The organism is Bradyrhizobium sp. th-b2 (genome assembly GCF_000426785.1).
In the GTDB taxonomy this organism is placed as follows: domain Bacteria; phylum Pseudomonadota; class Alphaproteobacteria; order Rhizobiales; family Xanthobacteraceae; genus Bradyrhizobium; species Bradyrhizobium septentrionale.
The window spans coordinates 1508-6857 of the sequence record NZ_KE384575.1; the positions used below are offsets into that span (position 1 = coordinate 1508).

Annotated in this window: 1 protein-coding gene and 2 pseudogenes; 1 reads left to right on the forward strand and 2 read right to left on the reverse strand. The window is 62.1% G+C overall.

What is annotated here, in order from left to right; all coding sequences use genetic code 11:
* Positions 1-2084 (reverse strand): annotated as a pseudogene (locus tag K359_RS57040) (hypothetical protein); the annotation flags it as partial.
* Between the two features lie 524 nt (positions 2085-2608).
* Positions 2609-4839, reverse strand: a pseudogene (locus K359_RS57045) (hypothetical protein).
* Positions 4840-5180: 341 nt separating this feature from the next.
* On the opposite strand from K359_RS57045, the gene K359_RS63085 reads away from it, so the two are divergent.
* On the forward strand, positions 5181-5350 hold a 170-nt coding region (locus K359_RS63085; protein ID WP_035978810.1), incomplete at its 3' end, for a transposase.

Genomic DNA, 5350 nt, shown 5'->3' on the forward strand with positions numbered 1-5350 from the left:
GGCGCCGGCGCAAAGTGAGCATCGTCGCGCAGCTCGGACGGCGTCGGCGCATTCAGATCAACAGATGGCTCAAGCCTGCCCTTAGCATGTGACGGGGGCCTGGATGGTGATGCTGGTTCTTGCAGCTGTTCACCCAACCAAACCCAAGCTCCCGCGCTTGGGCTTGCCAGCGTTGAGGGAAGATCCTGCGCCGAGCCGGGATGCCGATCGCCCTGCGCGGCCGGCGAGCTCGGCTGCTCAGGGCCTGGCAGCCCCAGCTCTCGGTTCGCCTCGATGAGTTTTAAGTAGCTGCGAAGATGCGACAAATCGGGACCGTATATTCTGCCTCCAGTCCGTTGGAACGCGAGCACATCGTTGTCCAGCGTTAACTGCTCCTTGCTAGAGCCGTTAAGTCGCCCGATGATGCTCCCTTTGCGATTCCCTTTGAGCCACGCACTCAGCGCACGAAGACGTGTCGCCCGCTTTTGCGCAGACCCCTTCTCCTTCGCAGTTTTAAGATTTTTCAGAGCTTGGCTCAGCGCGCCCTCGATGAGGGGCGCATCTTCTGGATGAGGAACCAGGCGACGTGGGGCACCGAGGACGCGGGGTTCGGGAGCTTCGGCTTCTTCACCCCCACGCAAGAGCCGCCGGAGAACATCCAGAGCCGATGTAATGCGGCGCTGGGGGTCACGGCCCAAGCTCCGGTACGCCGCAATTTCCTCATCCAGCGTTGCACCTCTTCGCAGCCGAGAAGCTACGGACCCCCCATGACTTGCGTTGACCCAGCGAACAAATGCCCCAAGTCCGGAAACACCGTTCCTGATGGCGCCTGGGGTGAGCTTGCGCCGCTCGGCGTCTAAACGAAACCTCGCCAAGAGCTCCGCGTCTTCGCCCGGGAGCTGCTCGCCGATCAGCTCGTCCGGCGACGGCATCAGAGCCTGCATCTGCGAAGGTGCCGCCGCCAGTTGATGGGATGGCATCTGCATCAGCTGCCGCTCAACGGCGACGCCCTGCGGATTGCTTAGCGTCTTCTGCCTCTTCGCTGATCTCAACTCCCCTATATCATGCTCATCGTTGACGAGAACCTGCTCGCCTGGCCCGAGCGGGTTCCTGTGACGTTTATCCGTCAGTTCGTCGTCATGGTGGCGCCAGTTCAGGGACTCTGCAGGATCCAATGCCAGGCCATGCGGCGGTGGAACCCCATGGTCGTCGCGGGGCAAGTTCAAGTCACGAAAAGACCCTCCGGCATCCGCTGCTTGTTGATGGTGCGCGATTGTCTCGAGAGGCGGCGAGGAGCTGGGTCCGTCCATCGTCTCCAAAAGCAGATCCTGCTGGTTCGCAGGCAGAGTCTCCGGCCAGCTGATAGCTCCGTTCGACCCGCTGTGCTGCGCAGTCGCGGCCCGGGTCCGCCTCGGCTCGGCGCGAACCGCCTCTTCGAGATCAGGAACGGAGCGAATATGACGCCGGAGGTCGATCGCTCTAGCACCCGCCGGCGACCTCAGGAGATGAGCCAGTGCGGCCCCGGCTTTTCTGCGGCCACGGGGGTCCGCCTCCTTATACTGGCTGACATCATTATCCAGCGAGCCGTCGCCAAGTCGAGCAGCAATGCCGGGCTTATCGTTTTCACGGAGGTAATCACTGAAATCGATAAGAAGAGTTGCATAGGTCCTGACGGTGTTAGCGGTGCCTGACGCTGCATCTTCCTTGTACCTGTTAATGAGATCCGCATCTTGGGGATAGGGATTCAGCTCAACCCGGCTTGCAATCGGCGCGATGCCGCCCGGCGATTGGGCGGCTCGAAGATGATCCAGTGGCGTAGCGACGGCCTGCCCCTCCTGCTTGCCAAACTCCTGGGCATCCTTGTCCAGCGACTCTTCGTAAAGCCGGGCATCAATGCCCGGCTTTCCGTTCTTTACGAGCCAATGCCCCAATCCGAGAAGACAACGTACATTGCGCCTGACGGTGCGCTCGGAGGCCCCAGCCTTGAAGAGTGCCGGCCCGAGCCGCTCAATAAGAGACGCATCTTCGGAATAAACAGGATCCATGCTGCTACCTGCGAAAACCAAATTTGCATGGCCGAGCGGCAGCGCCGACGCATTCAGCATCGTTCCACCGCATTCACCGTGCGGAGCCGGCGTATATGGTTGCCCGCTCGCCCGCATGATGGGCCGCGCCTCAGATCGCGATGCATCCGCTTGATGGGCGCGGGCCTGCATGAGCACGGGAGAGGACGGGACAGCGACCTCGCTCAGCTGCCGCTGAAAGGCCGCCGCCTCTGCCGACGAGTCGGCCGGAGAGGCATCTTGCGCGTCCACGCTATCCGTTTGTTGACGCACGCGATTCATTGAGACGAAGTTCATTTGTACTCACTTTCGAAGATGAAGGCCAGGAGCGCTGATCGTATGTGCCTGGACTTGAGTCGACACATCGCCGGCATTTGACGGTTCAGCTGCCAAGCGAAAGGAAGTCGTGGTCACGACGCTCCCGATCGAATTTCAATCGGACCCCGTTGTCGATCTGTTCGAGGAGTTCGCGCCGGCTTCGAGCTCATCGAGGATTTCCTCTCGGTGATAACGGCCAACTTGATCGTGTCACCACAGCGGCGCTCCGGCGCGAGACACCCAGGTAACTACATCCCGAGGCGCGCGAACTGCATCGACGCGTGCTCCGCCTCGGGAAGGGGATACCACGGCTGGCCGCCAGCTGCGGTGCGCAATAAGGACCTACAGAACGCCGGCGTGAGCTTGCCGCGGTGGATCACGACATTCTCGCGCCCCGTCGCAGCTCGAGCGCTCTGCCAATCCTGATTGTAGCCGCGCTGGTCATTGGACTTCACGTGGCAAGCGGCGAACTCGGCATCGCTCAGCGTTGCCAACTGCCAGGCATGTACCGGCCGCTTGGTATGGATGTGCACCCACATCGGGCTTGGCATCGCGCCATTGCGCAGGGCCTTGGGCTGCAGCTTGATCTCGAACAGTGTCCCCGGATCATCCTTCAAGGCGCGCGGTGGATTCACAGACGCCAGCTCCCCGGCCGCCCGCAACTGTTCAAGATACTTCTGGGACGGAAACGCGTAGGTCTTCATGCAGTCGATCGTGATCGCCGCCTTTGCCTTCAAAGAGTTCGCCTGTCCCTGCACCTCGGACAACATCGCCTTGAGCCGGGTTATTTTGTCATGCACTTCCGGCACTTGCGCAGGCGTGGACACGTCGGCGAGGCTCCTCCAGCGCGACTACACTGGCCTCAATCTCGGAGGCCTGCGTCTGCAGTCGCTTAACGATGAGATCCACGACGTGATCGGCGTCCTCGGGCTTCATCTGGCGCGCTTGCGAGACGGCGCTTTGCTGAGCCGGCAGATCGAACTGCAAAAGTTCGTCCATTCGCTCGAGTAATCCGCTCAGTGCTTTCCTGGAGGGCGGAGCCTGCAATATCTCCAGGTGCCCAGTCGCCGACGATGACGCCCTCGCGTCTGCCTCCTCCGCGCTCGCGAGTTTCTTCGTACCCAGATCCGAGAGTACGATCACCTTGCCTGTTGGGGCCGTGGCAGCGTCGGGCGTGGCGAGCTGCGGCTCGCGCAGCCCGGCCGCCGAACTTCGCTCGCCTGCGGCCGGGGCGCGCTTGCCTTTCCCCTTCCTCCGCGCCGCGCCCCCCTCAACCACTACGGCAGTCCGGGCCGGCGGCTCAAGCATGGCGGGCGTCTTTGGCTGCACGTCCAAAAGACGCGTGACGTCGTCCGCGGTGACCCATGCACCTTCCGCGATCTGGCCCAACAGTTCCAACGGAAGGTCGGCATCCGTTCCGGCGTCCCTTAGTCGGGTAACGATGCCGTGCACCCCTGAGGCAAATTCCGAAAGCCGCTCCATGACTCCTTCCAGAACGGTGCAGTGGTCTGCGTCGAGCGCCGCTCCCTGCAGAACGGCATCGGAAGTCGAGTTGAATGCCGGAAAAAAATCCGTGATAAAGGTCCCAAGCAGTCGCACCCGCCCGTCCTCACTCATGAGGGCGTCGTTCACGGCTGGGCCGAACGTGGCCGCCTTCGACTCGATCAAGAGTCGCGCGAGAGCGATGCGCGATTCCAGGTACATGCACTTCGTACTAAGTGCCCAGCCGGTACGCTGGCGTAGCGCGGCCTCTTCCTCCTCCCGCATCTTGGACGTGGTGCTTGGCAAGTTGGCGGTGGCCGCATAGACGGACTGCATCCGCTCCGAGCGCAATACCTTCTTTCCCCACCAATCCAAGCAGGCTTCGTAATGCTTCGCCACGCTGGATACCGCCCGGCCCAGCTGGCCGGGCGGAGCGCCGGCATCTCGCATCCGGTCGAGCACGGCTGCTGCTTTGCTCCTGTTCGCCTCCAGGTCGTTGACAATCCAGGTGGCCACGATGTTGCATTCGTCTCCCGCAGCGATAGTTTCGGCGCGGACTTGGCGAGCCTGACCGTCGGAAAGAAGCTCGCGCGCCATGTCCGGGGGGAAAGCTCGCGTAATAGTCCAGAACTTCCGAGCCTGCCTTGACGACTTGATCGATCAGCTCTTGCGCCTCCGACGGATTCCGGGCTTGCATGGCTGCATTTTTAGAAGCATCAAGGCCCTCAAGCAGGCTGCGCATTTTTTGCTTCGCTGCTTTGATTCCGTCGCCACTTGAGGAAATCGGGACCGCCACCGCCGAAGCTGGTGGCAGGCTCACGAGCGGAGCCGCTCTATCTCGAGGCCCGGAGCGCATCCGCTCCACGACGGAGTCGAAAGATTGCCCGCCTTCCCCAGGGGCGGGACCGGGCTCCGGGCTCGAACTGCTCGATCCCCATGCGCTGTCGGCTCCTGCGGGCCCAACGTGCGATTTGCCAGCTCGGCCAATGCCCGTCATATTCCACCTCCGATGAAGTCGAGAATGCGCAGCCAGTCTGCATAGACTGGCTGGCTGACGAGTAGCTGACGAAGGGCGCTTCTCCCCGATTCACAGGAAAACCCGGATCACCGTGGGTTGCAATTCCATCGCGGCTGGCGTGCTGCTGGAGGCAGCGGGGCATCGTCAACTTAATCGACCGCGAGCCGAAGGAGGCGCTTCTCAAAGGTTCGAGATTAGCCCGTCTTATTCGTCAGAGGGCGCCTGAGAGGCTGGCGAGCGTGGTGTAAAGCGCTGATGCGGCGTAGGATTCGGTTACAAAGCCAACCCCATCACCTTCAGCCGCGAACACCAGGCCCGCCATGACCGATGATACGATTCTGCCCTTCTCGTTTCCAGCCGTTCACGCCAGGAAAGTCACAGCTGCCTTCGATGGCGGTCGGCTGACCTCGAACGGGGGCGTGATGCTTCTGGCGATGGCCGAGCGGCGTCTCGGCTTGGCCGACAATTTGGCCCGGGTGTTCCCGGATCG